Raw genomic sequence first — 26,154 nt, 5'->3', positions numbered from 1 at the left:
CATGAAGCCAGCCAACGCCGCCGGTACCCCTTACTACGTACCGCCCGAACCGAAGCCCCTGCCATCCTTCCTGCTGGCAGTGGCCGTGCACGCCGTCCTGCTGGCCTTCCTGTACTTCGGCATCAGCTGGCAGAACACCGAACCGGTCGCGGTCGAAGCCGAAGTCTGGGACATGTCGGTCCAGACCGCCGCCGCACCTCCCCTGCCGCCCGAACCGGCTCCCGAACCGGAACCGGAACCGGAACCGCAGCCGGAACCGGAACCGGCGCCGCCGCCACGCCCGGCCGAAGCGCCGCCGGTCGAGCGTCCCGTCACGCCCGCGCCGCCGGACATCAACCTCGAGCGCGAGAAGCAGCGCAAGGCCGAACTGCTGAAGAAGGAACAGGAAAAGCGCGAGCTGGCCGAAAAGCAGAAGCGCGAGCGCGAGGAAGAGCAGCGCAAGGACCTGGCCGAGAAGAAGAAGCAGGAAGAAGTCGACCGCAAGGCGAAGGAACTGGCCGCCAAGAAGGAAGCCGAAGAGAAGAAGAAGGAAGCCGAGAAGCTCGCCGCCGCCGAGAAGAAGAAGGAGGCCGACAAGCTCGCCGCCGAGAAGAAGAAGGAAGCGGCGGACAAGGCGGCCAAGGCCAAGGCTGAAGCGGCCGCGCTCGCGAAGATCCGCCAGGAAGACCTGAAGCGCATGGCCGGCGCCATGGGCAGCAGCGGCTCGGCCGAGAAATCGACCGCGCCGAAGATCGACAGCGGCTATGTCGCCCAGATCACCGCCAAGATCAAGAGCAATACGACCTACGCCGGCAGCCTCGACGAACCGGGCAACCCGAAGGCCGTGTTCCGTGTCGACCAGTTGCCGACCGGTGAAATCATGTCGGTGCGCCTGGCCAGGAGCAGCGGCGTGCCGGAATTCGACCGTGCGGTGGAAAATGGCATCCGCAAGGCGTCCCCACTGCCAAAGAAGAAAGATGGTACGGTTGAGCGCAACCTCGAAGTCAACTTCTCCATGAAAGACCTCGACTGATTCGATTCGATCTCATTCCGACGACTATTATGAAAAAACTCCACTTATTACTCTTTAGTGCATCCCTGCTGATGGGCACTGCGACCCAGGCCCAACTGAAGGTCGAGATCGCCGGTGTCGGCAGCAACCAGATCCCGGTCGCGGTCGCGGCCTTCGCCGACGAATCGGTGGCGCCCGACCAGGTGTCGGCCATCATCCGCGCCGACCTCGAGCGCAGCGGCGTGTTCAAGGTCATCGACGCCGGCCAGGTGATCAGCGACAGCGCCAGCGTCGACCTCGCCGCCTTCAAGGCGCGCGGCGCCGATGCGCTGGTGGTGGGCAGCGTGGCGCGCCAGCCGGACGGCCGCATCGCGGTGCGCTACAAGCTGCACGACACCGTCAAGGGCGGCCAGATCTCGCAGCTGGGCGGCGAAGTCCAGCCGCGCTACACCCGCCTGCAGGCTCACCGCATCGCCGACGACGTGTACGAGAAGCTGACCGGCGTGCGCGGCATCTTCTCGACCCGCATCGCCTACGTGAAGGAAAACCGCGCCGGCCGCAACTACACCCTGGCGGTGGCCGACGCGGATGGCGAGAACGAGATCATCGCGGTGAGCGGCCGCGAGCCGATCATTTCGCCGTCGTGGTCGCCGGACGGCCTGAAGGTCGCCTACGTCTCGATGGAAGACCGCAAGCCGGTGGTCTACCTGCAGGACCTGATGACCGGCCGCCGCAACGTGATCTCCAACCAGAAGGGCAACAACTCGGCGCCGGCCTGGTCGCCGGATGGCCGCACCCTGGCCGTGGCCCTGTCCAAGGATGGCAATACCGAGATCTATGCGGTCAATTCGGATGGCAGCGGCCTGCGCCGCCTGACCAACAGCAACGCGATCGACACCGAGCCACAATTCTCGGCCGACGGTCAAAGCATTTACTTCACCAGCGACCGCAGCGGCGGTCCGCAGGTTTACCGGATGAGCGCGACGGGCGGCAATCCCACCCGCGTGACCTTCAACGGAAATTACAACATCAGCCCGCGCGTCTCCTCGGACGGCAAGACCCTGGCCTGGATCTCCCAGCGCGATGGCGGTTACTCCTTATATGCGATGGACCTGGCCAGCGGCCAGGAGCTGCGCCTGGCCGATGGGGCCACCGAACCGAGTTTTTCGCCTAACGGCAAGTACATCATGTATGCGACCAAGGGTGGCGGGCGAGTCTCGCTGGCCGTGGTCTCGGTGGATGGACGGGTCAAGCAACGCTTAACCACCAAAGCGGGAAACATTCGGGAGCCCAGCTGGGGTCCCTTTATGAAGTAATGAAGTAAAACCTTTACCAGAACAGGAGAAAAATATGCGCAACTTCAAGAGTGTAGCCTTCATCGTGTCGGCAGCCGCCCTGCTGACCGCTTGCTCGTCGCCGACCAAGCTGAACGAGACCCCGGTTGTCGAGAAAACCCCTGCGCCAGCCCCGGCCGCACCTGACACCCGCGACATCCGTCCGGTCGAAACCGGCTCGGTGGATCCGCTGAACGATCCGAAAGGCGTGCTGGCCAACCGTAGCGTCTACTTCGACTTCGACAGCTTCGTCGTGCGCGACGACGGCAAGCCGGTCGTGGAAAACCACTCGGGTTACCTGAACAAGAACAAGCAGCGCAAGGTCCTGATCCAGGGTAACACCGACGAACGCGGCGGCACCGAGTACAACCTGGCCCTGGGCCAGAAGCGCGCCGAGGCAGTGCGCCGCTCGATGGCTTCGCTGGGCGTGACCGAAACCCAGATGGAGGCAGTGTCGCTGGGCGAAGAAAAGCCGAAGGCAACCGGCAGCGATGAAGCCGCCTGGGCTGAAAACCGTCGTGCCGACATCGTCTATCAGTAATCGATAGGCTGAGACGGCCGATTGACAGCGGGCGGGACGCAGTGCAGACTGCAACCCGCCCGTTTTTCCTTTCGTAACCGGTTTAGTAGAAAGAGCCACGCCATGAACATACTGTCCCCGTCCCGTCTTGCCTGCCTGTTCCTGGCAGCCTGGATGCCGCTGCAGGCGTCTGCCGGCCTGCTCGACGACGAAGAGGCGCGCAAAGCCATTCTCGACCTGCGTGCGAAGGTCGACAACATCGCGCGTGACCTGAATGCGCGCATCGACACCAAGTCGGACAAGAGCGCGGCGATCGAGGCGCTGAACCAGCACGAACAGACCATGCAGGAACTGGCGCGCCTGCGCGGCCAGCTCGAAGTGCTGGCCAACGAGATCAACAAGGCCCAGAACAACCAGAAGCAGTTCTACGCCGACCTCGACGCCCGCATCAAGAAGCTCGAACCGCGCCAGGAAACCATCGACGGCCAGACCGCCGAAGTGCAGCCGGCCGAGAAGACCTCCTACGACACCGCGACCCAGCTGTTCCAGTCGGGCGACTACAAGGCCGCCGCGACCGCGCTGCAGGACTTCGTGCGCCGCTACCCGGAATCGGCCTACGCCTCGAACGCGCAGTACTGGCTGGGCAACGCCTACTACGCGCTGGGCGACTACAAGAAGGCCATCGCGGCCCAGGAAGTGGTGACCAAGACCTACAACAGCAGCTCCAAGGTGCCGGACGCGATGCTGAACATCGCCAGCAGCTATACCCTGCTGAAGGACAACAAGAACGCCAAGAAGGCGCTGCAGCAGCTGGTCTCGAAGTATCCGGGCTCGAGCGCGGCGCAGACGGCGCGCGACCGCCTGGCCTCGCTGAAGTAAGCCGACGACGGCAGCGCGCGCCGTGCGCCATGCCGGCAATTGACAGCTTCATTGCCGCGACCTATAATCTTGTTTCTTCGGGTCGTTAGCTCAGCTGGTAGAGCAGCGGACTTTTAATCCGTTGGTCGCAGGTTCGAATCCCGCACGGCCTACCAAAGATACAAACAACAACGCCAACCTCCGGGTTGGCGTTGTTGTTTCCGCTCCATGCTCACTGGCTGGCGTAGACGGTCCAGGCATCGAGGTCGTACAGGCTCTCGCTCTTGCGGCCCAGCATCCGCTTCACCACCCGCTTCAGCTTGTACACGGATCGCGATGAATTGCCGTAGCGGCGCAATTTCGCCTTGCCGGGCTTTTTCAGCAAGACCTGCAGTTCGCGGTGCAGGTTGCTGCCGGCCAGCCTGCGGTCGGCATATTCGAAAATGCCCCCCGACCCGACGAACAGGATTTCATCGCCATAGCGCCGGGCAAGGCTGTTCTTCAGGTAGTGCAGGCGCGTCGTGTACATGACGTCGAAGTCCGGGAGCCTGCCCTCGCCCGCCTCGATCTTGTTCAGGCCGAGCTGCCGTCCGCGCTTCTCGACCAGCACACCGGTATCGCTGTTGCGGAAGCGGATCAGGAAGCGGTAATCGCCTTCGTAGCTCATCAGGTATTCGCGATGCGCATCGAGCGCGCCCTGGAGCAGCCGGGCGACTTCATCGATGGCTTCGCCGGTGACGCTGCCGTAGCGGTTGGCACGCACAATCTGTTCATCATAGGCCGAGCGCAATGCCTCCATGGAAAGTGGCTTGCGCAGCTCGGCATGGCGCGTGACGCCGTCCTCGATGACATGGCCGGGGGCGATATCGGTGACACAGACCCTGGAGTCGGGGAAGACTTTTCGAAACGCATCGGTTGGGCGCTCGGAATTGTGCATCGGCTCATTCGCCCACTGCAGGTCCTCTTCCAGGAACACCACATCGGCGGCGAAAGGAAAGCCGAACCGGGGGGCGAGCCGGTCGATCAGCCTGGCCCATTGCCGGTTGAAATAGGCCTGGCGGTGGGCGGCGGTGGCGGCGCGATTCTTGTCCGGAATGACATAGCAGTTGGGGAAATGGGAGGCCGTCCCGTAGCCGCAGAACACATAGTCGATCACGGGGTACAGCGCCTTCAGCCTCGCGGCCAGCGCCTCCTGGACCGTCGCCGGCGCCGAGTGCAGGGCATCGTTGATGTTCAGGCATACCTCGCGGCCGTCGCTGATGGCCATCAAGGTGTCGTCCGAGTAGGTCGGAATGATGCGGCAGCTGACGCCCTCGCCGCCCAGTGCGATGTCCTCGTCGCCGACTTCGATCACGTTGAATCCCATGTCGCGGATGAAGCGCGTCATGTTGGACGACTGCGCGACCAGGATCAGCGTATCCCGGCTGAACTGCGCGAGCGTCCCCGGGTGCAGGTGGTCGTGATGACCGTGGGAGATATAGATGTAGTCCGGCCTGGCGTCCTTCAGCACGTCGACCGCCGGGGGCGGATAGACCCACCATTGGGCGCCGAAGCACGGCCCGCGCCACCATGGATCGGAAAGGATGCGGACTCCCCCGGTCTCGATGAGTATCGATGCGTGTCCAACAAAAGTGATCTTCATGTCGGCCAGCCTTTCGCTCACTTATCAGTTTGTTACATCGTACATCGATCCATATCATGTTCGTCATTACAAAAACGATGCATGTCGCATGGATGCCTCAAACCGGCGCCATGTATGCCCAATGGCAGAGCGCGCGACCGGGCGACGACAAAACAGAACGCCAGCCTTCGCAGGCTGGCGTTCCTGGTACCGGGCTTGCCGGTTGCGCTGCCCCGCGGCCAGGCCGCGGGCAGGCTCGTGATGCACGCTCAGCGCTGCGCCATCGTCGCCTTCACCACGATGACCTGGTGGGCCAGGCTCGGATCGTCCGGCACATAGCTCATCAGCATTTCGTCGCCTTGCGCGCCGCGGTTGAATTCCATCGACACATTGCCGTCACGCGAGACGAATTTGTCTTCGGAGAGGGCAATGAGTTTCATCGGGCGCTGCTTGTCGATCTGCGCCACGATGCCGGTGGAGGATGGATCCACCTTCAGGCGCCAGCCGTTCGACATGGCATAGGCGCCGCTGATCCATTCGGCCTGGTACTCCCAGAACTGGAAGCCCGGGGCTGGCGCCGTCACCTGGACGGTCGATGACGGCGTGGTGCCGGTCGCTGGATAGCTTCCTGACTGGGCGCCGGCGTTGGACGCCAGCAGCAGCAGGGATGCAGCAAGTGCTAGGGACAGGGGACGCATGATCGCTCCTTCATGAAACCAGTTGGACGTTCAGGGCACGTATCGCTCCGGGTCCAGTGCGACATCAGCCCTCCGGAATGTGCTGCGCCGGGCGTACCCGACGCGGTGAACCCAGTCTAGAGCAGGGTCGGCCGGCCGCAAAGCCGTTCGGGCCATGCATCACGAAACGGTCTCGAACCAGAAAAAGTCAGATCGATACGAAATGACACAGAATCGATCGCACCATCCGGCTTTCCGTATCGCGATTTCGCGCTACGGCAGGGTCAAATGCAACTATCGGTAACTCGTCAACCCGCACCGGAATGCGTGCGTTAAGCTGGACATGTCAAGACAAAAAACAGGTAATGGCCGGCATGTTGGCCCCCACAGGGACAAAACTCATGCTAGGATGGTTTTATTTCCTTACGGCAATCACCCAGTAAGGTTTAAGTAAGCATTAAGCGTACGCCTCTTGCGTTTGAGGCCAAAAGATGTAAAATGATTAACACCACTCGCAGGCGCGCGTTTCCCGCGTTTCCGAGGGGATTTTCCAAAACAAGCTGAGTAGTGGCCCCATGTTACGCACCAACCGCCCGCATCGAACCTGCCAGCGCCTTCCCGGCGCGACGGCTGCGCGGCGCTCCCGCCTGACGCCATGTTTACCCGCGCCATGCACCCACCACGGGCGCCAGGCCGCTGCCCGGCTTGCTTAAGCCCGGCGAACCTGCTCCATCAGGCAATTCCCCGGGCCCTCACTATCGAATTCTTGACCAGACTGGTCCGAACCCCTGCCGTTCTCCGGCGGAGACGGCAACAGGAGACACCATGCATACCGAACATACCGAACGCCACCACTCCCCGATCCACACCGCGACCGTGGACAACACCGACCCGCGCGCACCGCGCCGCAACATGGCCAAGGATGTCCTGTCCAGCAGCCGCCGGCTGCGCCACCGCATCGGCCTCATCGCCGGCCTGTGCGTGGGCCTGGTCGCCGTGGTGATCGCATTCGAGTAAGCAATCCGGGCCGTGTGCGCCAGCCCGCCGCGGCTGCGCACAGGGTCCCGCATGCTGGCACACCTGTCCTGGCCGCGCCAGGATCGCATGCAGTCGTGCTCCGATAGCCGAGCGCGGTAGTTCAACGCTCCCCGCAGCGCCCTGCCCTGCCCTCCGATCCCCGCACTGCCGATCGTCCCGCCATCCTGCGCCATCGCTTCCTTGGACCGCTGCCCCCGGGCATCGGCTGACAAGCCGCACTTCCCTCGCACAAAGCAAAAGGCCAACCGCAGCGCGGTTGGCCTTCACCAGAACAAGAACAGCTGACGCGGATCAGAACTCTTCCCAGCCGTCGCTCGCCTCGACCGGTTCGGCCTTGCCCGGCTTGCGCGCGGCGGGCGCGGCCTCGGCCTTCACACGCGGCGGCGCGGCGGGCGCCCTGGCCGGACGGGCCGCCGGACGCGCCGCCAGGGCGCCCGTGCGCGGCGCGGCCTGCGCGGCGCCAACCAGCTTGAAGGCGCCCACGGTGTGCGCCAGGGCCGCGGCCTCGTCCTGCAGCGAACGGGCCGCCGCCGTCGCCTGCTCGACCAGCGCCGCATTCTGCTGGGTCACCTGGTCCATCTGGGTGACCGCGCTGTTGATCTGCTCGATGCCCGCGGTCTGTTCCTGGCTGGCGGCCGTGATCTCGGCCATGATGTCGGTCACGCGGCTGACGCTCTGCACGATCTCGGCCATCGTGGCGCCGGCCTGGTCGACCAGCTCCGAGCCGTGGTGCACCTTGTCGACCGAATCGTCGATCAGCGCCTTGATCTCCTTCGCCGCCGCGGCGCTGCGCTGCGCCAGGCTGCGCACTTCGCCCGCCACCACGGCGAAGCCGCGGCCCTGCTCGCCGGCGCGCGCGGCTTCCACCGCCGCGTTCAGCGCCAGGATATTGGTCTGGAAGGCGATGCCGTCGATGACCCCGATGATGTCGACGATGCGCGTGGCCGACGCATTGATCGCGCCCATCGTCACCACCACCTGCTCGACCACGGCGCCGCCCTTGCCCGCCACTGCCGACGCCGAGGTCGCCAGCGCGTTGGCCTGGCGTGCGTTGTCGGCGTTCTGCTTCACGGTGGAAGTCAGTTCTTCCATCGAGGATGCCGTCTCTTCCAGCGAACCGGCCTGCTGCTCGGTGCGCGCCGACAGGTCGAGGTTGCCCGCCGCGATCTGGCTCGATGCGGTGGCGATGGTGTCGGTGCCGTTGCGCACCTGGCTGACGATCTTCACCAGCGAGTCGTTCATGTCCTTCAGCGCCTGCAGCAGGCGGCCGGTCTCGTCCCGCGAATCGACCTCGATGGTCTGGGTCAGGTCGCCGGCCGCGACGGCGCCGGCGATCGCCACCGCCTTTTCCAGCGGACGCACGATGGCGCGCACCAGCAGCCAGCCCACCACGGCCGCCATCGCCACGCCGAACACCAGGCCGGCCAGGCAGACCAGGCGCACCAGCTCGAAGGTCGCCTGCGACCGCTCGTATTCCACCAGCGCCTGCTCCTGCTGTTCCTTCAGCAGCTTGTCGCCCATGTCGCGCATCGGCTTGAACAGGCGCGTCATCGGCCCGTTCAGCAGCTGCATGGCCTGGGCGTTGTCGTTGGCGCGGATCGCGGCCACCGCCGGCATCAGGCCCTGGGCCAGGAATTCCTTGCGCGCCGCGGTGAACTGCTCGGCCAGCGTGCGCTCGTCGTCGCTCAGCTCGCCCGCCTTGTAGGCCTCCCAGAATTTGGTGATCTGGGCCGCGTTGGCGTCCACCTCGCTCATCATGGCACCGCGCACCGCCGCGTCCTCGACGTTGACCGCCTTGGCGACATTCAGCTGGTTGAGGGTGATCAGTTGCACGACATGGCCGACCTCATTCATCGCCACCAGGCGCTCGTCATGCATTTGCTTGAGTTCGGCATTCGCGACGCCGAGGTTGTAGATGCCGATGACGGCGCCGGCGATCAGTTCGACCGCCAGGAAGGCAATGACGAAGATGAGCCGCGACTTGATGCTGAGGTGTTTGAACATGGTCCGCATGGAAAGGCTAGAAACCGGTTGAAGGATGGATACCTCATTGAATTATAGAAATATCTCTAGCCTTAAGGGAAAGAATGGGCTGTTTCTTGCGTTCGATCTTTTCGGACGTCGCTGCATTGCAACACAGAAATCCCAGATCTTGCCTAAACAACAATTAATGACCTAGGGGAAAGCGGCAATATTGGTTTGCATATAGAATGCTGCGATCCATCCGCATCCCAGTGTTGCTCAAAAGGCCGACATGAATCTCCCCCTGCTCCTGAACCTGGCCGTCGCCCTCGCCGTCTGCGCCCTGCTGTACCGCATGCAGGCCAGCCACGCCTCGTTCACCCGGCGGGTATTTACCGCCCTCGGCCTGGGCGTCGTGCTCGGGGCCGCCTTCCAGGCCATCTACGGCGCCGCGTCGCCGGTGATCGTCGCGACGGGCGCCTGGCTGGACGTCGTCGGCCAGGGCTATGTCAAGCTGCTGCAGATGATCATCATTCCGCTGATCATGGTCTCGATCGTCCAGGCGATCTTGAAGCTGCGCAACGCGTCCTCGCTCGGCACCATCAGCACCCTGACCATCGGCACCCTGATCCTCACCACGATCGTGGCCGCATCGATCGGCATCCTGATGGCCAAGCTGTTCGGCCTGAGCGCGGTCGGCTTGACCGCCTCCGCGGCCGAAGTGGCGCGCGGCGAATACATGCAGGGCAACCTGGCCGCCGCCAGGGACATCTCGCTCCCCGGCATGATCCTGTCCTTCATCCCGGCCAATCCCTTCCTCGACATGACGGGCGCGCGCAAGACCTCGACCATCGCGGTCGTCGTGTTCTCGATCTTCATCGGCATCTCGGCCACCGGCATCGCCGGCAAGAAGCCGGAAGTCTTCAACGCGTTCAGCCAGTTCGTCCATGTCGCCCACGTGATCGTGATGCGCATGGTGACCCTGGTGCTGCGCCTGACGCCCTTCGGCGTGTTCGCGCTCATGACGAAAATGGTGGCGGGCTCGAGCCTGCAGAACATCCTCGACCTGCTCGGCTTCGTGGTGGCCTCGTACTGCGCGCTCGCGCTGATGTTCGGCGTGCACCTCCTGATGGCCGGCGCCTCCGGCCTCAACCCGTGGCGCTACCTGCGCAAGATCTTCCCGGTGCTGGCCTTCGCCTTCACCTCGCGCACCAGCGCCGGCTCCATCCCGATGAGCGTGGCGACCCAGACCGCGCGCCTCGGCACGCCCGCGGGCATCGCCAACTTCGCGGCCTCGTTCGGCGCCACCATCGGCCAGAACGGCTGCGCCGGCATCTACCCGGCGATGCTGGCCGTGATGATCGCGCCCACGGTCGGCATCGATCCGATGAGCGCCGGCTTCCTGCTGCCGCTGCTGGCCATCGTCGCCTTCGGTTCGATCGGCGTGGCCGGCGTCGGCGGCGGCGCCACCTTCGCGGCGCTGATCGTGCTGTCGGCCATGGACCTGCCGGTGGCCCTGGCCGGCCTCCTGATCTCGGTCGAACCGCTGATCGACATGGGCCGCACCGCGCTCAACGTCAGCGGCTCCATCACCGCCGGCGTGGTCACCAGCCGCGCGCTCGGACAGACCGATATGCGGGTGTTCGACAGTGACGCCGACATCAACCTGGATAGCGAAGAGCAGGCCGTGTAAGCCCCTTCCGACAGCGCGGTGAGCTGCTGCGGAAGCGCGGCAATCGTGCGCTGACGCCCTGCCGAATCCGTCTATGATGACGCCAAGTCAATATCCGGGACGGGCAGGTGATGGAACAAAAATGGCCACAGGACATCTGGCTGGTCAGGCATGGACAGAGCTCAGGCAACGTCGCGCGCGAACTGGCGGAGGCGTCCGCCGGCCATCACATCGACATCGTCGAGCGTGATGTCGACGTCCCCCTGTCGGAACTGGGCGTGCGCCAGTCCGAGGCGCTGGCCTCATGGTTCGCCGCCCTGCCGCCGGCGCAGCGCCCGAACGTCGTGCTGCACTCCCCCTACCTGCGCGCCGCCGAGACCGCCAAGCTCCTGATGGGGGGCCTCGACCGCGACGAGCTGCTTGCCGTGCAGTCCGACGAGCGCCTGCGCGAGAAGGAATTCGGCATCCTCGACCGCCTCACCACGCACGGCATCGCCCACCACTATCCCGAACTCTACGAGCAGCGCCAGCACGTCGGCAAGTTCTACTTCCGCCCGCCCGGCGGCGAGAGCTGGTGCGACGTGATCCTGCGCCTGCGCAGCGTCATGGACACGCTCGAGCGCGAGTACTGCCGCGAGCGCGTGCTGATCGTCGCGCACCAGGTCACGGTGAACTGCTTCCGCTACCTGTTCGAGCGCCTCGACGAGGCCTCGATCCTCGATTACGATCGCGCGCTCGACGTGCCGAACTGCTCGGTCACCTCGTACCGTTTCGATCCCACGATGGGCAAGCGCGGCGATCTCGCGCTGCACCTGGTCAACTTCGTCGCACCGCTGGAAGACACGGGCACGCCGGTCACCACAAGCAAGGACCTGCCCGCCGCTCCGAAGGCATAAGGCCACTCCCATGGATTCGACCAACCACGCCACTGCGGTGCATGACGTTGACCTTGCCTTCCTGCGCAGCTGGGCGCTGCCCCAGCCGGACGGCGAAGGCGACAAGGAATTGCGCGGCCACGTGCTGGTACTCGGCGGCTCGTGCGAGATGCCGGGCGCCGTCATCCTGGCCGCGACCGCCGCGCTGCGCGCCGGCGCCGGCAAGCTGACCATCGCGACCGGGGCCAGCGTGGCGCAACTGGTGGCGCTGGCCATGCCCGAGGCGCGCGTGATCGCCCTGGCCGAGCACACCTCGGCCGGCTTCAGCCTCGACGCCGTCGCCAGCCTCGATCCGCTCGCCGACCACGTCGACGCCATCCTGATCGGCCCCGGCATGTGCGACGAACCGGCCACCGCCGCGCTCGTGCACGCGCTGCTGCCGCGCCTGGACGCCGCCAGGACCAACATCGTGCTCGACGCCTGTGCGATGGGCGCCATGCTGCATCCGCCGCTGGGCTGGCCCGAAGGCAGGCCGTTCCGCTTCGAGCGGCCCGTGATCCTGACCCCGCATGCCGGCGAGATGGCGCACCTGACCGGCGTCGACAAGGCCGGCATCGTCGAGCGGCCCGATCCGCATGCCCTGTCCACCGCGCGCGCATGGAATGCGTTGATGATAGTGAAAGGCGCGCGCACCGTGATCGCGAGCCCCGAGGGCGAGCTGTGGCAGCACGAAGGCGCCGGCAACATTGGCCTGGCCATTTCCGGTTCCGGCGACGTGCTCGCCGGCATCATCGCCGGACTGGTCGCACGTGGCGCAGCGCCGGCCCAGGCGGCGTGCTGGGGCGTGGCGCTGCATGCGCGCGCCGGCGACCGCCTTGCGGAACGGCTGGGCACATTGGGATATCTCGCTCGGGAAATTTCGCAGGAAATTCCCGCGCTGCTGGAACAGGTCGGCGGCCACGCGGCTGCCGACGCCCCGACCATCCGGCCGTCGCCGGTGGGACAGGAGCTGGGCGCCTAGCGGCCTGCTGCTGTCGATTCCGCAAGTGTCGATGCTGCGGAAAATGCACGATGTGTGCAATCCAGCGAACCGGGAGCCAGGCTGCCGGTCTAATTTCACTGCTGGTGCGTGCACAACCGGAGCCGCGTCTTGCGTCGGTTCCCTGATGGTTCCACCGCCGGGTCCCGGACCTATGGAGGAACTTAACTGGCGCCGTGGCGCTCCAGCGCCTCACCTGGAGCCCCCGGCACAAGATAGACGTAAACGAGGAGTATAAACAATGAAAGCACTAACCAAGGCACCAAAAATCCTGCTGACCGCGGCTGTCCTGGCTACCCTGCTGGGCGCTTGCAAGAAGAATGACACCGCCGGCACCGCCGGCGATACGTCGGCCACGACGCCGAGCAGCGCCTCGGGCACGACTGGCACCACCGGTGACACCGGCACCGGCGCAACCGGCACGGGCACCACCGGCACCACGGGCGATACCGGCACCGGTACCGGCACCACCACCCCACCGGCGACCGGCACCGATACCACCACCCCGCCGGCAACCGGCACCACGGGCGACACCACCACCCCGCCCGCGACCGGCACGGGCACGGGTACCGGCACCTCGGGCACGACCGGCACCACCGGCACCGGCACCGGTTCCGGCCGCTAAGCCCTGGATACCGGCAACAAGCGGGGCCCGCCAGCGCGGGCCCTGTGCGTATGTCCTGCCTTCAGCGCTCTTCCGGAGCAATGTTCCTGATGGCCGCGGCAAATTCCGCATGGGCCGCCGCATCCACGGGCTTGTAGACCGGCCGGGTGCGCGCCGGATGATTCCCGAGGAAGTTATCGTTCTTCCAGTTCCGCGCAGGCCGCACCGGGCGCGGGGCAAAGCCGCCGCCGCAGTTCGGGCAGACATTGGCGAGCACGCCGTCCACGCAGGCGGCGCAGAAGGTGCATTCGAAGGAACAGATGCGCGCGTCCGGCGCGTTCGGTGGCAGCGCCTTGTCGCAGTTCTCGCAGCTGGGGCGGCATTCAAGCATGTGGCGTCCTTTCGGTTGCAGGCAAATAATCGCAGGTTAAAAAAAACGGCCAGCAAGGCTGGCCGTCAGGCTGTCCGGCTGGCGGGGCGCCCTTGCAGCGGCGCCCTGCCCCGGCATCAGGCCGGTTGCGGCGTGCCGCGGCCGCGGCCCGTGACCAGGCGGACCAGGCGCACGATCATGCGGAACACGAAGCGCACGAAGACCAGGGTCAGGATCGCTTCCACGAAGGTCATCAGGAAAGCCACCAGCGGGTTGAGGCGGGTGGCGCGGCGGCCGAACTTCGCCAGCATGCGGTCGCGGGCGATCTCGATGCTGTCATAGAAGGTCGGCACGACCAGCAGGGTCAGGAAGGTCGAGGTGATGGTGCCCCCGATGATCGCGATCGCCAGCGGCTGGTAGAACTGGCCGGAGTCGCCGAAGGCCATCGCCACCGGCAGCATGCCCGCGATCAGCGCGAAGGTCGTCATCAGGATCGGACGCAGGCGCTTGCGGCCGGCCGCCATCAGCGCTTCCTCGCGGTCCATGCCTTCGCGCTCCAGGGCACGGGCGGCGTCGAGCAGCAGGATCGCGTTCTTGGCCACCAGGCCCATCAGCATGATGATGCCGATGATGCTCATCAGGTTGAGCGTGTTCTTGGTGATCAGGAGCGCCACCACCACGCCGATCAGGGACAGCGGCAAGGACAGCATCACGCCGATCGGTGCGGTGAACGAACCGAACTGCATCACCAGGATCAGGTACATCAGGCCGATCCCCGAGACCAGGGAGATGGCCATCTCGGTGAACACTTCCTGCTGGTCCTCGCCGGCGCCGCCCAGCGACAGGCCATAGCCCGGCGGGAAGTCGAAGCTCTTCGCCAGCTTCATGGCGTCGGCCGTCACTTCGCCCGCCGAACGGCCCTGGGCGTTGGCCGACACGGTGATCATGCGCTCGCCGTTCTTGTGGCGGATCGCGGCCGGGCCCTTGCCCATGGTGATGGTGGCGATCTGTGCGAGCGGCACCATCATGCCGGTGCCGTTCACCGCGATCGGCAGGCGCTCGATGTTCTCGGTGTTGACGCGGTCGTCCGGGTGCAGGCGCACCGCGACGTCGCGGGTCTCGCTGGTCGGGTCGACCCAGTCGCCCACCTCGATGCCGGCGAAGGCCACGCGCAGCGACTGCGCGGCGTCGTTCACCGAGATGCCCATGGCGTTGGCCAGGCCGCGGTCGAGCACGATCTGCAGCTCGTTCTTCGGATCCTGTTCCGACAGGCTGACGTCGACCGCGCCCGGCACGTCGCGCAGCTTTTCCATGAAGGCGGTGGTCAGTTCCATCAGCTTGCGCGACTCCGGACCGGTGAACTCGATCTGGACCGGCTTGCCGCCGCCGTTCAGGTCATCGATCACGGTGTACTCCGCACCCACCAGGTGGCTCAGCTTCTCGCGCAGGTCGACGCCGACCTGGACCGCGCTGCGCTTGCGCTCGCTGCGCTTGCCGATGTCGACATAGATACGGCCGCCGCTGGCGTTGATGAAGCTGTTGGTATCCTTGGTTTCCGGAATGCTGCGCGCCAGTTCGGCCGCCGATTCCATCTTGCGGCGTGCATACTCGACGCTCGACGAGGCCGGGGTACGGACGTCGATCTGCAGCAGGCCGCGGTCCGATTTCGGCACGAAGCTCGAGCCGCCCCAGGTTGCGTGCAGGGCGATGGCGCCGACGAAGCTGGCGACGGCGATGGCCGCCATCCACTTGCGGTGGTGCAGCGCCCAGGCGATCACGTTGCCGTAGCGGTCGGACTGATGGTCGAACCAGGTGTTGAAGCGCGCCAGCACGCGGCTGAAACCCTTCTTCGGCGCATGTGCGTGATCCGGCGGGTCACCCCAGTAGGCCGACAGCATCGGGTCGAGCGTGAACGAGATGAACAGCGACACGATGACCGAGCAGGTCACGGTCAGCGCGAACGGACGGAACCATTCGCCGGAAATGCCCGGCATGAAGGCCACCGGCACGAACACGGCCATGATCGAGAAGGTCGTCGCGGCCACGGCCATGCCGATCTCGGCCGTGCCTTCGAGGGCGGCGGTACGGCGGTCGGAGCCCAGTTCCATGTGGCGCACGATGTTTTCACGCACCACGATCGCATCGTCGATCAGCACGCCGATCGCCAGCGACAGGCCCAGCAGGGTCATGAAGTTCAGGGTGAAGCCGCACAGCCACACGGCGATGAAGGCGGCCAGCACCGAGGTCGGCAGCGACAGCGCGGTGATCAGGGTCGAGCGCCAGGAATTCAGGAAGGCGTACACGACGAAGATGGTCAGGATCGCGCCCAGCACCAGCGCCTCGATCACGTTGTTCAGGCTCGACTGCGCTTCCTTGCCGCCGTCGCGGGTGATTTCCAGCTTGGTGCCCGGTGGCATCTCCTTGTTGGCTTCCTCGACCACCTGGCGCACCTTCTTCGCCATCGATACGGTCGAGGCGTCACGCGAACGCGAGATCTGCAGGCCCACGTTCGACTTGCCGCTGCGGACCGACATGTTGTTGATGTCGGCGTAGCCGTCCTTGATCTCGGCCACCTGGTTCAGGCGCACGATCTGGTCGCCGTTGCGCTTGACCACCACCTGCGAGAAGTCCTCGGGACGCTCGATGCGGCCGACCAGGCGGATGCCCTTCTCGTCCAGTTCGCTGCGCAGCTTGCCCACCGGCGCATTGGTGTTCTGGGTGCGCAGCGCATTGCTGACGTCGGACACCGACACGTTGTACTCGCGCAGCTTTTCGGCGCGCAGCAGCACCGACAGTTCGCGCCGCAGGGCGCCGTTGACGTTCACGGTGGAGACGCCGTCGATGGCGCGGAACTTGTCGGCCAGCACGTCTTCGGCATAGCGCGAGATTTCGGCATGGCTCTGGCTGCTCGAGGACAGGGCCAGCGTCATGACCGGATCGGCCGCAGGGTCGTAGCGGCGCAGCACCGGCTCGCGCATCTCGACCGGCAGCTTGTAGCGCACCGCGGCGATCGCATTGCGCACGTCGTCGGAGGCTTCGATCAGGTTGCGGTCGAAGTCGAATTCCATCCAGATCGAGGCGCCGCCTTCGTAGGAGTTGGAGTTGACCTCGGTGACGCCCTGGATCGCCAGCATCTGCTTCTCGAGGCGGTTGGTGATCTCGCGCTCGGCGGTTTCGGGCGACGCGCCCGGATACGGGATGTCGACGATGACGACCGGAACCTCGACGTCGGGGTTCTCGTTCACCTTCAGCTTCGACAGGGCGAGCAGGCCGATGCACATCATCGCCACGATCATGACGATGGTCGCGACCGGCCGCTTGACACTGAAATTGGAGAGGAACATGTTGTTATTTTCCTTGTACCGGAGCAGCGCTGGCGACGCGCGCGGTGGCCATGTCGACCTTCTGGCCGTCCTTCAGGTTCGAGGACGGGGCGCGCAGCACGATGTCGCCGGCGGCCAGGCCCTGCTTGACTTCGAAATTGCCGGTGCGCTGGTCGCGCGTGCCGACCACCAGGCCGACCTTCGACAGGGTCTTGTCCTTCACGCGCCAGGTGTAGGTCTTGTCGCCGGATTTCACCAGCGCGCTTTCCGGCAGCATCAGGACGTTCGCGGTCTGGGCGTCGACGCGGCCTTCGGCGTACAGGCCGGCCACGCGCGGCTGCGCGTTGTTGGCGAACTCGACCAGCACCTCGACCTGGCGGGTGACGGGGTTGGCGGCCGGGTCGATGCGCTTGATGGAGCCGGCGAACTGTTCCGCGCCGTAGCCGTTGACGCGGAAGTTGACCTTCTGGCCGACCTTCACGGTGGCGATCGAGTCGGCCGGGACGCGGCCTTCGAAGCGCATGCTGTTCGGGTCGATGACCTTGACCAGTTCCTTGCCGATGTTGGCGGTGTCGCCGGCCGAGACCTTGCGTTCCGAGACGATGCCGTCGAACGGGGCGCGCACCACGGTGCGGGCCAGCTGCTGGCGCGCGCTGGCGGCGCGGCTCCTGGCGGCCGACAGCTCGCTCAGGGCGGCGTTGCGCGACACTTCGGCGTCGTCCAGCGCCTTCACCGAGGTCATGCCGGAGGCGCGCAGGGTCTTCAGGCGCTCGAGCTGGCGGTTGGCCTGGTCCAGCGCCTGGGTGGCCGCGCGCACCGATTCCTCGGCCGACAGCAGGGTGTCGCGGATCGCGGTCTCGTCGAGACGCACCAGCACGTCGCCGCGCTTGACCGGCTCGCCATTCTCCTTCAGAACCTGCAGCACGATCGCGGACACCTCGGCGCGCAGGTCGGCGCGGCGTTCGGGCTGGATCGATCCGGTAATCACTGGGCCGGAGGCCAGCGAATCGTTACGCACAGTCAGTACATCTTCCGGCGCCACGGTCAGCTGCGTCGGCTTGTTATCCTTCTGGGCTTGTGGCCCCTTGGCGTTATCCTTACCGCAGGCAACGAGGGCCGAGGCGATGGCAAGGACGAGTAGTGAGTTGCGCAGCATTGTGGTTCTCCGGAGAAGGGTCTCAGACATCTTTGTAAAAATTAGAATAAATACGACCAGTGCGCAGTATTAATTAGTGCCTTGGTAAGGTCAATTGACGAACCTGCGGACTGCGGAAATCGATGGATGAAACGCGAAATTTGGCGATGAGCTGCATTCCAGCCTGCCTGAAACGCAGGGTTCGCCGGACGGGCGCATGCCCGCCCCGAGGTGCTGGCAGCACCCTCATGCACCCAGCATGGCATGGATCAGGAAGCCCATGGCGATGCCGGTGCAGACGCCGCCGGCGATCTCGACCAGGGTATGGCCCATGCGCTCGCGCAGGATCACCACGTCTTCCTTGCCGTCGTGCAGGCGGTTGAGCGCCACCGCATGGCGGCCGACGTGCTGGCGCAGGCTGTTGGCGTCGATCATCACGATGAAGGCCAGGGTCACGGCCACGCCGAAGGCCGGATGCCCCATCCCCTCGCGCAATGCGATCAGGGTCGCCATGCTGCTCACGACGGCGCTATGGTTGCTGGGGAAGCCGCCATTGCCGACCAGGTTGAAGGCCCAGCGCCGCAGGCGCACACTGTTAATCAAAAACTTGATCGGCCCCACCACCATCCACGTCAGCACGGGCGTCACGAGATAAACTAAATCCATAATATTTCCAGGTAAATTAATGCCGGACGGAATTATCTCAGAAGCAAGACCCCGTGGCGACAACCGCTGCGCCGTCGTTGTGGCCGGAAACGGTAAGATTCCTTGAATAGCTGAAGATAAACAGGGGGAACGTCATGCGGCATTTCCGGTTGTCGATCGCAGTCACCATAGTGCTGATGGCCCTCGCGGGCTGGTGGGGCTTCGAGCATAAGGGGCTGTCCGGCCTGTTACAAGCACTGTGGATCACGGCCGTGCTGGGGGTGCTGGAAGTGTCGCTTTCTTTCGACAACGCGGTCGTCAACGCCTCGGTCCTGAAGACCTGGAACGAATTCTGGCGCAAGCTGTTCCTGACGGTCGGCATCCTGGTGGCCGTGTTCGGCATGCGCCTGCTGTTTCCCCTCGTGATCGTCTCGGCCGCCACCGGCCTCGGCCTGCTGGACGTCTGGCACATGGCGATCAACACCCCGCGCGAATACTCGCGCCACCTGACCGAGCGCCATGCCGAGGTGGCGGCCTTCGGCGGCGCCTTCCTGCTGCTGGTGTTCCTGAACTTCCTGTTCGACGAAGAGAAGGAGCTGCACTGGCTCGGCTGGATCGAGGAAAAGGTCGGCAAGTACGGCACCGAGGGACTGTCCGTGCTGCTGACCCTGTCGATGGTGTTCTTCGCGATGAGCCTGATGCCCGAGGAACGCAAGCTGTCGGTGCTGATCGCCGGCGTGGTCGGGGTGCTGGTCTACATCGGGGTCCAGTGGCTCAGCGGGCTGCTGGAAAGCGAAGAACACGACCCGACCGTGGGCGCCATGGTTTCCCAGGGCAGCATCGGCGGCTTCCTGTACCTGGAAGTGCTGGACGCCTCGTTCAGCTTCGACGGCGTGATCGGCGCCTTCGCGATCACCAATGACGTGGTCATCATCATGCTCGGGCTGGCGATCGGCGCGATGTTCGTGCGCTCGATGACGGTGTTCCTGGTCTACAAGGGCACCCTGCAGGAATTCGTCTACCTGGAACATGGCGCGCATTATGCGATCGGCATCCTGGCGGTGATCATGTTCGCCAGCGTGCAGTACCACATCCCGGAATGGTTCACGGGGCTGTCGGGGCTGGCCTTCATCCTGGTGTCGCTGTGGTCGTCAATACGCTACCGGCGGCGGATGGAGGCCGAGGAAGCCCGCACGGACACGGAAACCGCCTGAAAATATCCCCCTGTCATTTTGTTATCCGGCCGATGCATGGCAGAATGGGCTCGCACAGCCATGTGCTGCCAACCTGACAACCGTATTTTATATAAAGCTTTCGATGCCGAAGATGATGCCCAAGCGCGCCGCCGCCATACTCCTGTCCGCCATTGCCGCAGTACTCGTGCTGTTCGCGCTGTACACCTGGTTCACGCTGACCTGGTCGTATTCGGAGGGCGAGCGCGCCGGTTACCTCCAGAAGTTTTCCAGGAAGGGCTGGCTGTGCAAGACCTGGGAGGGGGAAATCCTGTTGTCGAGCATGCCGGGGGCGATTCCGGAGCGCTTCGCGTTCACGGTGCGCGACGAGGGCCTGGTCCAGAAGCTGCAGTCCGCCATGGGGCAGCGCGTGCAGATCTCGTACGAACAGCACAAGGGAGTGCCGACCTCGTGCTTTGGCGAAACCGAGTATTTCGTGGAAAGCGTGATGACCGGACCGAAGAATCCGGTGTCGCCGAGCGACGCGCCGGCGGGGATGTAACGTAGGTGGGCGGGCGCTCCCGCCCACGCGTCGATTGTGATCGGTGCCGAAAACGGACCCGATGATCTCGCGGCAAGCTATCGACGCGTGGACGGCAAAGCCGTCCACCCTACGGCTTGCGCTGGTTCAGGATCACTTCCGCCAGCCGCGACGCCGCCTGCGACGCCGACGCCGACGGCCGCTTGAAGCGGTGCAGCACTTCGCGCGTCAGGTCGGCCGACACCGAGCGCTGCGCCGCCTCCACCTTGCGTTCGCCGATCACGCGCTCGGTCGCGGCCAGCTCGGCCGCCTGTTCTTCCTGGCGCCTGCTCTCCAGCTGCAGCAAATGCTTGCGCGCCTGGGCCATCTGCTGGGTCGCCTGCGCCGCCTTGCGCTGCAGCTCGGCGTGCGCCTGCGCATGCTCGATCAGCACCCGCTGCGCCTCGCGCTTCTCGAGCGCCGCCTGCATCGCGGCCTGCTCCACCAGCTCGCGCTCGCGCGCCAGCCTGGCCTGTTCTTCCTCGGCCGCCGCCCGCGCCTGGGCGGCCTGGGCCGCCGCCTGCTCGGAAGCCAGCCGCGCCGCGGCCGCCTCGTTGGCGCGCGTATCGGCCGCCGCCTGCTGGCGCTGCGCGGCCAGCTTGCGCTCGACCAGCGCCAGCGATTCGCGCGCCGCCTGCGCCGCGGCGATCTCGGCCGCAAAGGCTTCCTCGGTGACCGCCAGCCGCTGGCGCTCGGCCTCGGCATGCTCGGCCTGGGCCCGGGCCAGCTCGACCGCGCGCAGCGCCTGGGCCTGCTGGGCGGCCGCGGCCGCTTCAGCCTGGGCGGCTTCCTCGATGGCCGCGCGCGCCTGCGCCTGCTGGGCGTCGACCACGGCGCGCTGGGCCGCCTCGGCGCGCCGCTCGGCGTCCGCCTGGGCCTGCAGCTGGGCCACCTGCTCCTCGTCGGCCTGCATGCGCGCCGTGGCCGCCTGCGCCAGCGCCTGCTCGGCGGCCTGGCGTTCCTGGAGCCTGGCCAGCGCCGCTTCCTCGGCCTGCACCCGCTCGCGCTCGGCCTGCGCCAGGCGCCCGGCTTCCTCGGCGCGGCGCGCGGCCGCGGCGGCCGCCTGGCGCTGCAGTTCGACCTGCTCGGCGGCGGCGGCCAGCACCGCCTGCTCCGCCGCATTCGCGCTAGCGCGCGCATCGGCCGCGGCCTGGGCCTGGGCGACGCGCTCCTCGGCCAGCGCGCGCTGGCGCTGTTCCTCTTCGGCCTCGCGCTGCGCCGCCCGGGCCGCCGCTTCGTCGGCCTGCATGCGCTCGCGCGCATGCGCCGCCGCCTGCGCCTCGGCATCCAGCCGCACCTGCACCTGCAGGCTGGCCTCTTCCTCGGCGCGGGCGCGTTCCTGCGCCACCTCGCGCAGCTTGCGGTCGGACTCGATGCGGGCCTCGGTCGCCGCCAGGATGCGGCCCTCGGCCTCGCGCCGCGCCTGGGCGCTGGCGGCCGCCGTCTGTTCCAGGCGCTCGCGGTGGGTCGCCGCGTCGCGCAGTTCCTTCTCGGTCTGCAGGCGCATGCGCAGCGACTGGGCCGCCACGCGCTCGGACTCGGCCTGGGCCAGCGCGATCGCTTCGCGCTCCAGTTCGATATGGGCCAGCGCGCGCGCCTCTTCCAGCGCCCGCGCCTCGGCCGCCGCACGCGCGAACGCGGACGCCAGCGCGACCTGGTCGGCGCGCTCGCGCTGCAGGGTCAATTCGAGGGCTTCGGCCTCGGCTTCGGCCAGTTTCTCGGCGGTCAGGCGCGCGGCCTTCTCGGCGCGCTCGCGCTCGCGCGCCAGGATCGCCACGCGCGCATCGGCGCTGGCGTTGTGCTGCACTTCCTCGCGCGCCGCTTCGACCGCCGCCATCCGCTCGACGGCCTGCAGGCGGGCCTGCTCGGTCTGGGCCAGCAGCTCGTCGGCGGCGCGCGCCGCCTTGGCCGCCAGTTGCGCCTCGGCCTCGATCTGCTCGGTGGCGCGGCGCCGCGCCTCTTCTTCGGAACGGGCGCGCGTCTCTGCCGCCAGCCGGATGTCGGTATCGGTCTTGACCCGGGCGCGCAGCTCGGCGGTCTCCTGGCGGATGGCTTCCAGGCGTTCGCTGGACGCCTGGGCCGCGGCGCGCAGCGATTCCAGCCGGTCGCGGTTGGCGGCGATCGCGTCTTCCGAGGCCTGGGCATTGGCCAGCGCGGCCGTGGCGGCGGCCGCATCCAGCGCGGCGCGCTCCTCGGCCAGCGAACGGGCGCGCGCCTCGGCATGCGCACGGCGCTCGGCCGTGATGCTGGCCTTGGCCTCGGCTTCCATCCGCGCGATCGCTTCCTGGATCTCGCTGATGTCCATCGGCGCGCGCGCCGCGGGCGCGTCCCCCTCCGCCGCTTCGCGTCCAGGCGGCAAGCCGCTCCCCTCCGGCAGCACGCTGCCCGCGTGCGACAGGTCGATCATGAAGTCATCGTCTTGCTTGGCTGGTCTGGATTCCATGCTCATTCTCGGTGGCGGCTGCCCGGACGCGGGCTGGCTCGCGTCGATTATCCGGGAAAACGCAGGGATGTGCCACGCGGAACTGGGCCGGAAAAGCGGCCCAGTTCATCCATTCGAGGATGGCTCAGACGGGCCAGAGGGGCGGCTCGTCCATCAGCGCGACCTGCTCGCGCAGCTCGAGGATGCGGTCCTGCCAGTAGCGCTGGGTGTTAAACCAGGGGAAAGCCGCCGGGAAGGCCGGATCGTCCCAGCGCATCGCCAGCCAGGCCGAGTAATGGATCAGGCGCAGGGTGCGCAGCGCTTCCACCAGGTACAGCTGGCGCGGATGGAAATCGCAGAAGTCCTCGTAGCCGGCCAGCACGTCGCCCATCTGGCGCACCATCTCGTGGCGCTCGCCCGACAGCAGCATCCACAGGTCCTGCACCGCCGGTCCCATGCGGCTGTCGTCGAAGTCGACGAAGTGCGGGCCGTCGGCGGTCCACAGCACGTTGCCGACGTGGCAGTCGCCGTGCAGGCGCAGCAGCGGCAAGTCCCCCGCCCGCTCGTAGCAGCGCGCCACGCCGCCCAGCGCCTGCTCGACCACGCTGGCCCAGGTCGCGGCCAGCTCGCGCGGCACGAAGTCGTGGCTGCGCAGGTAGTCGAAGGGTTCGCGGCCGAAGGTCTGCGGGTCCAGGCTTGGGCGCGCCGCATAGGGCCGCGCCGCGCCCACCGCATGGATGCGGCCGATGAAGCGGCCCAGCCATTCCAGGGTGTCGGGGTCGCCCAGCTCCGGCGCCCTGCCGCCCTGGCTGGCGAACACGGCGAAGCGGAAACCCTCGAACGCGTGCAGGGTGCGGCCATCCAGCACCTGCGCCGGCACCACCGGCACCTCCTTGTCGGCCAGTTCGGCCATGAAGCCATGCTCCTCGAGGATGGCTTCATCGCTCCAGCGCTGCGGCCGGTAGAACTTGACCACCACCGGCGGCCCTTCCTCGCGTCCGACGCGATACACGCGGTTTTCATAGCTGTTCAGGGCCAGCAGGCGGCCATCGCCATACAGGCCCACGCTCTCGACCGCTTCCAGCACCAGCTGGGGATCGAGGCGCGTGAACGGATGGGATGGCGGGTCGGTATCGGTGTCTGGGATAGTCATTCCGTCATTGTACGGCGGCGCGGACGAAATGGCCCGTGCCACGTCCCCGAACCGGGCCTGCGCCGGCGCGCGCCCGGCGCCGCCGGCGACGAAATATGCACCGGCGGGCGGCGCAGGCGGTACACTGGCGTCTTCACCGCAACAAGAGTATCCCATGCATCTCGACCAGCCACTTTCCGAAAAAGAATTCGACGAACTCGACCAGTTCCTGCTATCCGACCGCTGTCCCGAGGACGCGATGACGATGGACACCCTGCACGGCTACCTGACCGCCATCGCGATCGGGCCGGAAACCATCATGCCGGCCGAATGGCTGCCGCGGGTCTGGGGCGAGGACGGCAGCAGCGCGCCCAAGTGGAAGAACAGCCGCGAGGAGGAGCGCATCCTCAACCTGATCATGCGCTTCATGAACGAGGTGCTGGTCACCTTCGAGGTCGCGCCGAAGGAATTCGAGCCGCTGTTCTGCGAACACGAACACCAGGGCAAGACCCTGATCGACGCCGAGGCCTGGTGCTGGGGCTTCTGGGAAGGGATGGAACTGCGTCCGGGTTCCTGGGAACCGGTCTGGGATTCCGAGGTCGCCGAGCTGATGCGCCCGATCTACCTGCTGGGCGCCGACGAGATCGAGCAGGAAGAACTGGCCGAAGTCGAAGACCCGGCCAAGGCGCACCAGCTGGCGCTGCAGATCGAGGCCAACCTGCCGGCCATCCACCGCTACTGGCTGCCGCTGCGCAAGGCCGCGGTCGAGACCGTGCGCCGCGACGAGCCGAAGGTCGGGCGCAATGACGACTGCCCTTGCGGCAGTGGCAAGAAGTTCAAGAAGTGCTGCGGGGCTGAAAACGCCTGATCCAGCAGGTGGACGGGTGCGCCGAGCCGGCTATGCCGTCCACCCTGCAAACTCAGGCAGCTTGCCCCAGGACGGCGCCATGCAGCGCCGCCAATACCTCGGCCGGACCGGCCATGCCGGCCAGTTTTCCCTTCGCATCGACCACCGGCACCCGCGCCAGCCAGTGCCGCGCCGCCAGCGTCGCCGCCGCCGTGGCCGGCTGGCCGACATCCACCGCCACCCCGACGGTCATCACGTCTGCGACCCGCGTCGCCGGTTTCTGGGAAGCCAGCGCCACCAGTACATTGCGCGCACGCCAGTGCAACGGCAGGGTCTCGGTCTCGGACATGCTGCGCAGCAGCTGCGCCTGGGTCAGCAGGCCGAGCAGGCGATTGTCCCCATCCACCACCGACAGCGCCGGCACGCCATGGCGCAGCAGCACCTCGCGCGCCGCCGGCAGCGACATGTCGGGCGCCAGGCGCGCCACCGGCGCCACCATCACGTCGCCCGCGCGCAGGGCGCCCGCGCGGCGTTCCGCGGCATGGTGTTCGGCATCGTTGACGATGGCGGCCAGGTCGTCGCGCGTCACGTCCAGCGCTTCGCCGAAATGCTCCAGCGCCGCATCGATATCCTCGTCGGCCACCGCACTCGGGGCCACCGGCTTGTGCGCGTGGTGGGCGCCGGTCACGCGGTTGTAGGCCAGCGCCGCCAGCAGCAGCACGACCGTGTTCAGGCCCACCGGCGCCAGCGCGAACATGAACCCGGCCTCGTGCACGGCGGCCCCGCCCAGCACCGCCGTCATGGCCACCGCCCCGCCCGGCGGATGCAGGCAGCGCAGCAGGAACATCATCGCGATCGACAGGCCGCCGGCGAGCGGCGCCGCCAGCATCGGGTCGGGCACCAGGTGGGCGCAGGCGATGCCCGTGAAGGCCGACACCACGTTGCCGCCGACCACCGGCCAGGGCTGGGCCAGCGGGCTGGCGGGCACGCAGAACAGCAGCACGGCCGAAGCGGCCATCGGAGCAACCAGCCAGGCGATATGGGCGCCCGGCGCGGCCCAGGCGAGCGCCACCTGGCTCAGGGCGCCGGCGAGCAGCAGGCCCAGCAGCGCCCCGAAGGCGGCGCGCGCCTGGCTGGAAGGAGGAAGAGCGACCGGAGGCTTCGGCCAGTTGCGGCGAAACAGGGAGACGGCGTGAATGATCATTGCACCAATACCGGGCGAAAAATAAGCTATTACACCATATTTGCCCGAATCCGGTGCAGCCGAGTCCGCCAGAGTGCAGGCCGGCGCCACGACGGTGCGTGGCGCCGGCGCAACCAGCTTCGCCGCGGCGCCT

The 26,154-nt window shown here is 66.6% G+C and carries 22 protein-coding genes and 1 tRNA gene; 13 read left to right on the top strand and 10 right to left on the bottom strand.

All coding sequences use genetic code 11. The features are described from left to right. Position 1 precedes the first annotated feature (1 nt). The 5 genes from tolA to H162_RS0106395 all read left to right on the top strand — a co-directional run bounded on the left by tolA (position 2) and on the right by H162_RS0106395 (position 3,879). The gene (tolA, locus tag H162_RS0106415) at positions 2–1,012 is read left to right on the top strand and encodes a cell envelope integrity protein TolA (protein ID WP_020652628.1); all 1,011 of its coding nucleotides are present in this window, start codon (positions 2–4) and stop codon (positions 1,010–1,012) included. A 29-nt stretch (positions 1,013–1,041) separates the two neighbouring features. Further along, a complete protein-coding gene (gene tolB, locus H162_RS0106410; protein ID WP_026354304.1) occupies positions 1,042–2,307 on the top strand; it encodes a Tol-Pal system beta propeller repeat protein TolB in 1,266 nt (421 codons plus the stop codon). A 34-nt stretch (positions 2,308–2,341) separates the two neighbouring features. Continuing rightward, a complete protein-coding gene (gene pal, locus H162_RS0106405) occupies positions 2,342–2,866 on the top strand; it encodes a peptidoglycan-associated lipoprotein Pal (RefSeq protein ID WP_020652626.1) in 525 nt (174 codons plus the stop codon). Between the two features lie 102 nt (positions 2,867–2,968). Continuing rightward, a complete protein-coding gene (gene ybgF / locus H162_RS0106400) occupies positions 2,969–3,724 on the top strand; it encodes a tol-pal system protein YbgF (protein ID WP_026354303.1) in 756 nt (251 codons plus the stop codon). 79 nt (positions 3,725–3,803) lie between these two features. Beyond that, a tRNA-Lys gene (locus H162_RS0106395) sits at positions 3,804–3,879 on the top strand. 56 nt (positions 3,880–3,935) lie between these two features. On the opposite strand, the gene H162_RS0106390 is transcribed toward H162_RS0106395, so the two are convergent. Together H162_RS0106390 and H162_RS0106385 are read right to left on the bottom strand one after the other, a co-directional pair. Then, positions 3,936–5,345 carry an MBL fold metallo-hydrolase gene (locus H162_RS0106390; RefSeq protein WP_156885491.1) on the bottom strand — a complete coding sequence of 470 codons (1,410 nt, stop codon included), beginning with the start codon at positions 5,343–5,345 and terminating at the stop codon, positions 3,936–3,938. A gap of 248 nt (positions 5,346–5,593) precedes the next feature. Then, on the bottom strand, positions 5,594–6,022 hold the full coding sequence (locus H162_RS0106385; RefSeq protein WP_020652623.1) for a hypothetical protein: 429 nt from the start codon (positions 6,020–6,022) through the stop codon (positions 5,594–5,596). A gap of 804 nt (positions 6,023–6,826) precedes the next feature. Between H162_RS0106385 and H162_RS0106380 the strand changes: the two genes are divergently transcribed. Then, a complete protein-coding gene (locus tag H162_RS0106380) occupies positions 6,827–7,018 on the top strand; it encodes a hypothetical protein (RefSeq protein WP_020652622.1) in 192 nt (63 codons plus the stop codon). A gap of 312 nt (positions 7,019–7,330) precedes the next feature. Here H162_RS0106380 and H162_RS0106375 read toward each other — a convergent pair whose 3' ends face one another. Next, positions 7,331–9,043: a methyl-accepting chemotaxis protein gene (locus tag H162_RS0106375; protein ID WP_040786677.1), complete on the bottom strand. Its 1,713-nt coding sequence runs from the start codon at positions 9,041–9,043 to the stop codon at positions 7,331–7,333. A 250-nt stretch (positions 9,044–9,293) separates the two neighbouring features. Between H162_RS0106375 and H162_RS0106370 the strand changes: the two genes are divergently transcribed. The 4 genes from H162_RS0106370 (at position 9,294) to H162_RS0106355 (ending at position 13,212) form a co-directional block, all read left to right on the top strand. Continuing rightward, complete coding sequence (locus H162_RS0106370) at positions 9,294–10,694, top strand: L-cystine transporter (RefSeq protein ID WP_020652620.1); 1,401 nt, start codon at positions 9,294–9,296, stop codon at positions 10,692–10,694. Positions 10,695–10,804: 110 nt separating this feature from the next. Continuing rightward, positions 10,805–11,569: a histidine phosphatase family protein gene (locus H162_RS0106365; protein ID WP_020652619.1), complete on the top strand. Its 765-nt coding sequence runs from the start codon at positions 10,805–10,807 to the stop codon at positions 11,567–11,569. A 10-nt stretch (positions 11,570–11,579) separates the two neighbouring features. After that, a complete protein-coding gene (locus H162_RS0106360) occupies positions 11,580–12,569 on the top strand; it encodes an NAD(P)H-hydrate dehydratase (protein WP_020652618.1) in 990 nt (329 codons plus the stop codon). Between the two features lie 259 nt (positions 12,570–12,828). Next, positions 12,829–13,212, top strand: a complete 384-nt coding sequence (locus H162_RS0106355) for a hypothetical protein (protein ID WP_020652617.1) — start codon at positions 12,829–12,831, stop codon at positions 13,210–13,212. Between the two features lie 61 nt (positions 13,213–13,273). Here the strand turns inward: H162_RS0106355 and H162_RS0106350 are convergent, their stop codons facing one another. The 4 genes from H162_RS0106350 to H162_RS0106335 form a co-directional block, all read right to left on the bottom strand. Beyond that, entirely contained in the window at positions 13,274–13,582 is a 309-nt protein-coding gene (locus H162_RS0106350) for a DUF1272 domain-containing protein (protein WP_020652616.1), read from the bottom strand. A gap of 116 nt (positions 13,583–13,698) precedes the next feature. After that, complete coding sequence (locus H162_RS0106345; protein ID WP_020652615.1) at positions 13,699–16,905, bottom strand: efflux RND transporter permease subunit; 3,207 nt, start codon at positions 16,903–16,905, stop codon at positions 13,699–13,701. Between the two features lie 4 nt (positions 16,906–16,909). After that, positions 16,910–18,040 (bottom strand): efflux RND transporter periplasmic adaptor subunit, encoded by a 1,131-nt coding sequence (locus tag H162_RS0106340; protein WP_020652614.1) that lies wholly within the window; start codon positions 18,038–18,040, stop codon positions 16,910–16,912. A gap of 225 nt (positions 18,041–18,265) precedes the next feature. Continuing rightward, positions 18,266–18,685 carry a divergent PAP2 family protein gene (locus H162_RS0106335; protein ID WP_026354302.1) on the bottom strand — a complete coding sequence of 140 codons (420 nt, stop codon included), beginning with the start codon at positions 18,683–18,685 and terminating at the stop codon, positions 18,266–18,268. 134 nt (positions 18,686–18,819) lie between these two features. Between H162_RS0106335 and H162_RS0106330 the strand changes: the two genes are divergently transcribed. Continuing rightward, positions 18,820–19,878 carry a DUF475 domain-containing protein gene (locus tag H162_RS0106330; RefSeq protein ID WP_020652612.1) on the top strand — a complete coding sequence of 353 codons (1,059 nt, stop codon included), beginning with the start codon at positions 18,820–18,822 and terminating at the stop codon, positions 19,876–19,878. Between the two features lie 103 nt (positions 19,879–19,981). Next, positions 19,982–20,398, top strand: coding sequence for a DUF8785 domain-containing protein (locus H162_RS0106325; RefSeq protein ID WP_020652611.1), 417 nt, complete (start codon positions 19,982–19,984; stop codon positions 20,396–20,398). A 109-nt stretch (positions 20,399–20,507) separates the two neighbouring features. Here H162_RS0106325 and H162_RS0106320 read toward each other — a convergent pair whose 3' ends face one another. Both H162_RS0106320 and H162_RS0106315 read right to left on the bottom strand, forming a co-directional pair. Then, positions 20,508–22,859, bottom strand: a complete 2,352-nt coding sequence (locus tag H162_RS0106320) for a coiled-coil domain-containing protein (RefSeq protein ID WP_026354301.1) — start codon at positions 22,857–22,859, stop codon at positions 20,508–20,510. A gap of 124 nt (positions 22,860–22,983) precedes the next feature. After that, the gene (locus tag H162_RS0106315) at positions 22,984–23,991 is read right to left on the bottom strand and encodes a serine/threonine protein kinase (protein WP_020652609.1); all 1,008 of its coding nucleotides are present in this window, start codon (positions 23,989–23,991) and stop codon (positions 22,984–22,986) included. Between the two features lie 154 nt (positions 23,992–24,145). Between H162_RS0106315 and H162_RS0106310 the strand changes: the two genes are divergently transcribed. Beyond that, positions 24,146–24,838, top strand: coding sequence for a UPF0149 family protein (locus tag H162_RS0106310; RefSeq protein WP_020652608.1), 693 nt, complete (start codon positions 24,146–24,148; stop codon positions 24,836–24,838). A 52-nt stretch (positions 24,839–24,890) separates the two neighbouring features. Here H162_RS0106310 and H162_RS0106305 read toward each other — a convergent pair whose 3' ends face one another. Beyond that, positions 24,891–26,021: an HPP family protein gene (locus H162_RS0106305; RefSeq protein ID WP_020652607.1), complete on the bottom strand. Its 1,131-nt coding sequence runs from the start codon at positions 26,019–26,021 to the stop codon at positions 24,891–24,893. Between the last annotated feature and the right edge of the window lie 133 nt (positions 26,022–26,154).

Source organism: Massilia niastensis DSM 21313 (genome assembly GCF_000382345.1).
Classification (GTDB): domain Bacteria; phylum Pseudomonadota; class Gammaproteobacteria; order Burkholderiales; family Burkholderiaceae_D; genus Telluria; species Telluria niastensis.
The sequence above is the reverse complement of the archived record's forward strand: the minus strand, read 5'-3'. Positions and strand labels throughout refer to the sequence as shown.